This is a genomic window from Neptuniibacter sp., from assembly GCF_024231755.1.
In the GTDB taxonomy this organism is placed as follows: Bacteria; Pseudomonadota; Gammaproteobacteria; order Pseudomonadales; family Balneatricaceae; genus Neptuniibacter.
The window spans coordinates 1-5,138 of the sequence record NZ_JAAEQH010000134.1 but is presented as its reverse complement, the minus strand read 5'-3'; the positions used below and the strand labels follow the sequence as shown (position 1 = coordinate 5,138).

The window sequence follows — 5,138 nt, the reverse complement described above, 5'->3', positions numbered from 1 at the left end:
CAAAATATGCTGCGGTAGAACGCCAATGGAAACATTGCTTGATGGTAAATCGATTTGGGCAGAGAAGAATTTAGCCCAGATCTAAACTGACAGACACCAGATAGAAACGGGTAACTGTCAGATCAAGTCTGAGCTACTACATCCTAGCAGCTGCGAAGCTGAATTCTAGCTCCTGGTAGCCGTAGGCGTCCGAGCCACTGCCTTACTGCTCTTCCGCATCATCAAACATTTCATCGTCTTCGTACTCATCCATATTCAGATAGATAAGCTCTTCAGTATAATCTTCCATAGTTTTGTCCTCTTTTTAAATTTCGAGACTCACTTTAGGCATTCTTGATTGCCTTTGTGTTACTGAATTGTTGCATTTGTATGACTCAGCACATTACACAGGGGACAGGTTTAAACCTGTCCCCCAAGCCGATTTCTTTAACCCAGCTACCTCTTCCTCAATGTAATGAGGCAGGGGTTGAGTTGTGGGTGTTGCGCTTGGATCAGACCGATGCACGTATCAGCGGCAATAAGTGGTTTAAGCTTAAGTACAATCTGGAACAGGCGTTGAGTGGTGGTTACAGATCCCTATTGAGTTTTGGTGGCGCTTATTCCAACCATATTCATGCGTTGGCCTGGGCCGCTAAGGAGTTAGATATTCCCTGTGTAGGTGTAATTCGGGGTGAGTCGGAATACGCAACCAATCCTACCTTGTCCGATGCCACAGAGTGGGGGATGCAGCTCAGGTTTGTAAACCGGCAGCAGTATCGACGCAGGGCTGAACCTGACTTTATTAAAGAGTTAATTGATCAACTACCGGGATCCCTAAAGCCAGTTTATCAGGTGCCGGAAGGTGGCAGTAATGCACTGGCGGTTAAGGGCTGTATGGAGATTCTTTCTGATCAGACGATCGGGCCATTCAATCCAACCCATGTGGTTTTGCCCTGTGGTACAGGTGGTACTTTATCTGGAGTGGCTCTTTCTCGACCGGATATTGAAGTTATTGGTATTCCTGTGCTGAAGAAAGCGGAGTTCCTCTATGAGGATATAAGGAAACTTATTTCAGGAGCCGGTGAAACTGATCCGCAGAACTGGCAATTGGACCTAGAAGGGCATTTTGGTGGTTATGCCAAAACTTCCCCAGAACTTCTTCAATTTATTGAGCAGATGGATGAGCAGTATGAACTACCACTGGATCAGGTCTATACCGGAAAAATGATGAAGCGTCTCATCGAGTTAGTGGAGCAGGGCCGATTTACGAAGGGTAGTAAAATACTGGCTATTCATACTGGAGGATTACAAGGCATGCGAACAGTATATGGTCCTAAAAACTAGAAGAAAAAACAGCAGGATAGTGTGATAATCCCTTTCAATATGAAAATCGTCGATTCGGAGTAAAGATGGATTACTTTCGTAATATTGGTTTGATTGGTCGTTTAGGTAGTAAATCAGTTATCGATACCCTTAAGCATCTGGTTCGTTTTCTGAGTGATCGGGGCTTAAACACAATCATTGACGAAAGAATTGCTCAGGTAATGCCAGGGCATGGTCAGCAGACCAGTACCCAGAAGATGATGGGTGAGATTTGTGATCTGGTGATTGTGGTCGGCGGTGATGGAAGTCTGCTGGGTGCAGCGCGTTCTCTGGCTCAGTACCACGTACCTGTTCTGGGTGTTAACCGTGGTAATCTGGGTTTCCTGACAGATATCTCTCCGGATGAGATCGAAGAAAAAGTTACCGAAGTTCTGGAAGGCAAATACACCGTAGACAGTCGTTTCCTGTTGGATGTGATTGTTAAACGTGATGGTGTGCCGATTGGTGAAGCAACAGCATTAAACGACTGTGTTCTTCACCCGGGTAAAGCTGCACGAATGATCAAGTTTGAACTGTATATTGAAGGGCAGTTTGTTTATACCCAGAAATCTGACGGTTTGATTATCTCTACGCCAACAGGTTCAACTGCTTATTCCCTATCTGGCGGTGGCCCGATTATGCATCCTAAACTGGATGCCTTGGTGTTGGTGCCAATGTTCCCGCACACATTGTCCAGTCGCCCGATTGTGGTGAATGGTAATAGCGAGCTGAAACTAGTCATCAGCCCGGATAACGGCGCATATCCAACCGTTTCCTGTGATGGCCAAAAAGATATCTCTTGTGCTCCAGGTGATACGATCACCGTCCATAAGAAGCCGCATAAACTGAAGCTTCTTCATCCTCTGAACTATGATTTCTACAGTACCTGCCGTGAGAAACTGGGCTGGGGTACTAAGCTCGGAGATTAATGTGTCAGAGCAAGTGAAAGGATATGACCTGATCGGCGATATTCACGGTTGTGCACTCAGCCTTGAACTGCTGTTGTCGAAAATGGGTTACAGCAAAGTTGATGGGGTGTATCAGCATCCTGAGCGTCAGGTAATTTACCTCGGCGATATCGTTGATCGCGGGCCTCGTATCCGTGAAGCCCTGCATATCGCTTACGATATGGTGAAAGGTGGTCATGCCCATATCGTGATGGGTAATCACGAATACAACTACCTGAGTTACATTACCAAAGGTAAAGAGGGTAGTGGTATGAGCTACCTGCGTGAGCATAACCCTCGTCACCACCGTATTCTTGCGGAAACGCTGGCTCAACTGGAGGATTACCCAGAAGAGCAGGAGATGTTTGAACAGTGGATTCGTGAAATGCCGATGTACCTGGAGTTTGATAACTTCCGGGTGATCCATGCCTGTTGGCACCAGAAACTGATTGATCGTTTTGAAGCCAAATATCCTAATCATGTTATTGATGATGAATTCCTGCACCGTTCATCAAAGCGCGGAACTTTTGAATGGGCGCTGATGGATCGTCTGCTGCGAGGCACACACCTGCGTTTGCCGAATGGTGAGGTGATGGTGAGTAAAGATGGCTTTGAACGACGCTTCTTCCGTACCAAGTTCTGGGCAGAAGAACCGGAGTATTACGGGGATGTAGTGTTCCAGCCAGATCCGTTACCTGAACATGTGGCACGTTTGCCACTGACGGAACAGGATTTTAATGATCTGATTTATTATGGCCCTGAAGAAAAAATGCTTTTTATTGGCCATTACTGGAGAGAAGGGGAGCCTTCCCCAATTACCCCGAATATAGCCTGCCTTGATTACAGCGCGGTTAAATACGGCAAGCTGGTGGCTTATCAGTTGGATGATGAGAAAACGATCCAGCAGGATAAGTTTATCTGGGTGGATGTTCAGACCGAAATTGCCGATGTGCTGGGTTGCCGATGATTAAAGCCTTCAGTGCTCCGCTGCAGGAAGATCTCACAGAGTTCACTCAGTTTCTCTGGCAGAACGAGATTCCGCATCGGGTACTGGAGTTTGATGATCGTCAGGAGTTGTGGGTCGCGCGTTCTATCAGCAGTGAGCAGATTTGCAGACTATTTGAACTCTGGCGTCGAGGCGAAGACCTTTCTCAACTGAATATCTCAGTTAACCATAATCAGGGACAGAATGATTTTTTCACAACCGCCAAACGGGCATGGTTTAGTACAGCGTTGATTTTTTTCAGTGCAATGCTGAGCTTCTTGATCGGATTTGGCGAGAATATAGACCTTCTGCGTCACTTTACGTTTACAGAGATCTTCCTGCAGGGTGATAACTTATATACCCGAGCTTTGCTACATAATGTTGAATCTTTCCAGCTGTGGCGTTTTATCTCACCTATCTTCCTCCACTTCAGTGCGCCGCATATTATTTTCAACGCGTTATGGATCTGGATTGTAGGTACGCGCATGGAAATAATGCAGGGGCGATTACCTCTGTTGTTGCTGGTTCTGTTCGCAGGTGTTGCCTCAAACTTTGCCCAGTACTGGGTGAGCGGTCCTATGTTTGGAGGGTTGTCGGGAATAGTTTTCGCGCTACTGGGTTACGCCTGGTTATGGGATAAGCTCAATTCTGCCAACCGTTTCGGGCTTCCGCCTGCGCTTATGGGCTTTATGCTGTTCTGGTTAGTCTTGGGTTATACCGGCGTATTGGAAGGCATTGGGTTTGGTGCTATTGCCAACACTGCGCATCTGGTAGGGTTGATTGCTGGTTTAATCTTTGTCCCAGTGGGACGATTGTTCATTAAGCGTTAGATTTTTTGAGAGTAAATTTATGGATGCCACAATGTTGTCCCCGGAGTTGAATCAACGTTACGAGCAACAGCGGCAATCCCTCCCGGCTGAGGTGGAAGGTTATTACCTGCAGACACCTTTAGGCCCGGTTTGGACAATGGAAGCTGGGCGGAAAGATGCGCCACCTCTTATAGCGCTTCATGGTTTACACACACCGGCGCCTTTCAATCTAGAACTACTGTGGCCACTGACTCAGCATTTCCGTGTTATCTCACCGGATATCCCAGGTCAGGCGGGTAAAACACCAGGCATTGCTCCTTTACCTTCTCATCATGCTTATGCTCTCTGGCTTGAGCAGGTGATGGATTCTCTGGAAATTGCCTCTTGCCCTATGGTGGGTTTGTCGTTTGGTGGTGCTGTGCTGCTGGATCTTGCTGCTCTAAACCCGAAACGGATCAGTGCTGCTTCCTTGATTGTACCTGCGGGTTTCTTCAGGCCTTTATGGCGACCATTGACCAAGCTGGTTTTACCCTTGGTTAGTTTTAAGTTGAACTCCGACCAAACCCACTTTGATTCCCTGATGAAACCCTTGATGGGAGATAACTGGCCTGAGCTGGAAGCGTATTACTTTGCAACATTCCAGGCAGGCATTCCTATGACATTAATGCCCCCGGGGCCATACCATCTTGAGAATCTGGTCGATTTCTATGCTCCGGTTCAAATGTTTACTGCATCTGAAGATGTGTATTTCGCTCCGGATAAACTGGCAGAAAAAGCCCGGCTTGCACTTGGCAGTTTGAAGGAAGTGCATGAAATACAGGATTTTCATATTCCAAGTAGCGAGAATCGTCAGTTTATACAGCGGGAATGCGTGCGCTTTTTATGTAGCAAAAGCGCGTGATAAAAGCCTGTAACAAATACACTGTGTGATAAACTTCTCTTACTGATAATTAGTCAGTGATATAGAACAGTTAATGACTCATATGAGAACAGTTAATGACTTATGAAGAACTGATTCAGGCGATGACGCCTGAGATGCATCAATCCCTTAAGCGT

The 5,138-nt window shown here is 46.6% G+C and carries 5 protein-coding genes; all 5 read left to right on the top strand.

Annotated elements, in window-relative coordinates:
- Positions 1–369 precede the first annotated feature (369 nt).
- A complete protein-coding gene (locus GY843_RS07765; protein WP_297308241.1) occupies positions 370–1,323 on the top strand; it encodes a 1-aminocyclopropane-1-carboxylate deaminase/D-cysteine desulfhydrase in 954 nt (317 codons plus the stop codon).
- 65 nt (positions 1,324–1,388) lie between these two features.
- The gene (locus tag GY843_RS07760) at positions 1,389–2,270 is read left to right on the top strand and encodes an NAD(+) kinase (RefSeq protein ID WP_297308239.1); all 882 of its coding nucleotides are present in this window, start codon (positions 1,389–1,391) and stop codon (positions 2,268–2,270) included.
- Between the two features lies 1 nt (position 2,271).
- Positions 2,272–3,255 (top strand): metallophosphoesterase, encoded by a 984-nt coding sequence (locus GY843_RS07755; protein WP_297308237.1) that lies wholly within the window; start codon positions 2,272–2,274, stop codon positions 3,253–3,255.
- Positions 3,252–4,103: a rhomboid family intramembrane serine protease gene (locus GY843_RS07750; protein ID WP_297308236.1), complete on the top strand. Its 852-nt coding sequence runs from the start codon at positions 3,252–3,254 to the stop codon at positions 4,101–4,103. The genes GY843_RS07755 and GY843_RS07750 overlap by 4 nt, the downstream gene beginning before the upstream one ends.
- 19 nt (positions 4,104–4,122) lie before the next feature.
- Positions 4,123–4,983 (top strand): alpha/beta hydrolase, encoded by an 861-nt coding sequence (locus tag GY843_RS07745; RefSeq protein WP_297308234.1) that lies wholly within the window; start codon positions 4,123–4,125, stop codon positions 4,981–4,983.
- The last annotated feature ends 155 nt before the right edge of the window (positions 4,984–5,138 follow it).

Excerpts from the sequence above, each read along its gene's own strand:
- GY843_RS07765 (WP_297308241.1), top strand. The coding sequence starts at position 370 with ATGACTCAGCACATTACACAGGGGACAGGTTTAAACCTGTCCCCCAAG.
- GY843_RS07760 (WP_297308239.1), top strand. The coding sequence starts at position 1,389 with ATGGATTACTTTCGTAATATTGGTTTGATTGGTCGTTTAGGTAGTAAA.
- GY843_RS07750 (WP_297308236.1), top strand. The coding sequence starts at position 3,252 with ATGATTAAAGCCTTCAGTGCTCCGCTGCAGGAAGATCTCACAGAGTTC.
- GY843_RS07745 (WP_297308234.1), top strand. The coding sequence starts at position 4,123 with ATGGATGCCACAATGTTGTCCCCGGAGTTGAATCAACGTTACGAGCAA.